The following is a 998-nucleotide window of genomic DNA, read 5'->3' on the forward strand; positions in this document are numbered from 1 at the left end:
TATTTCTCCCGATGGAAAGATATTATTTTTTGCTCCACTAACCAGTCGTCATTTGTTCTCGATCTCAACAGAAGCTCTGAGAGACAGAACGATACCGGACATGGATTTACCTTATCATGTGGAGTATTGGGGAGAAAAAGGTGCGTCTGATGGAATGATCACCGATGCAAAGGGAACTGTTTATGCTGGAGATTATGAAAACAACAGTATCCGTAAGATATTGCCAAATGGCATAATGGAAACTATCGCACATGATCCGAGAATTTTGTGGCCGGATACTTTTTCAATTGGTCCGGATCAATATTTGTATGTCATTGTGAACCAATTACATCGACAGCCTAGATTTCATTATGGAAAAGACTTACGACAGAAACCTTATAGTTTACTTCGTATCAAAATTGATGAATTTCCTGCTCCGACCTTTTCATACTAAAAATAGTCAATAAATTGTTTTTATTATATAGTGAAAAACAAACACGAGGAAGCAAGAAGTATTAACTTTATTTACTTCTGCGAAATAAACTCATAATGGTTTAATAGGAACAGTTTATTTGGTGGGTGTTAAACTGTTCCTGGAAATTTTTATAATGTCGGTAAGTTCAATGCTGTATTGATATTATTTAAATCCAAACTGATCTGTTCGTTTGTATCCCAAGCATGGTACCATCCTCTTTCTACCATATATGCGGATATTTGTTCATGCATATCAAGAGCTTCCACTAAATGGCGGGTGAGCATTTCTTTAATTTCAGGTGTTCCTGCCTCCGTAACCGCCATGGCATAATTTCTAATTCCACTTTTAGCTGAAATGAGTAGATCCATTGCAACCACTTGATCCGATAGTGCGTCCATACCAGTTAAAGTTTCAATGATTGGATTCATGTTCATTCACCTCCTAATTTACTGCTTAGCGTTGGAAAGGATAGAAGCATATTCTTGTAATTGTCTCGTAGATACATCAATGTCTTGCTGCATAATATCTTTTAATAGCTGATCTG

General features: G+C 36.6%; 2 protein-coding genes and 1 pseudogene. 1 reads left to right on the top strand and 2 read right to left on the bottom strand.

Features of this window, described 5'->3' with window-relative positions:
- Positions 1-433, top strand: a 433-nt coding sequence (locus AR334_RS30215) for an SMP-30/gluconolactonase/LRE family protein (RefSeq protein WP_253701142.1), incomplete at its 5' end; no start/stop codon positions are given.
- Positions 434-582: 149 nt separating this feature from the next.
- On the opposite strand, the gene AR334_RS00870 is transcribed toward AR334_RS30215, so the two are convergent.
- A complete protein-coding gene (locus AR334_RS00870; RefSeq protein ID WP_066303921.1) occupies positions 583-882 on the bottom strand; it encodes a spore coat protein in 300 nt (99 codons plus the stop codon).
- Between the two features lie 18 nt (positions 883-900).
- A pseudogene (locus AR334_RS30220) lies at positions 901-998 on the bottom strand (hypothetical protein); the annotation flags it as partial.

The organism is Bacillus sp. FJAT-29814 (genome assembly GCF_001510715.1).
In the GTDB taxonomy this organism is placed as follows: domain Bacteria; phylum Bacillota; class Bacilli; order Bacillales; family Cytobacillaceae; genus Neobacillus.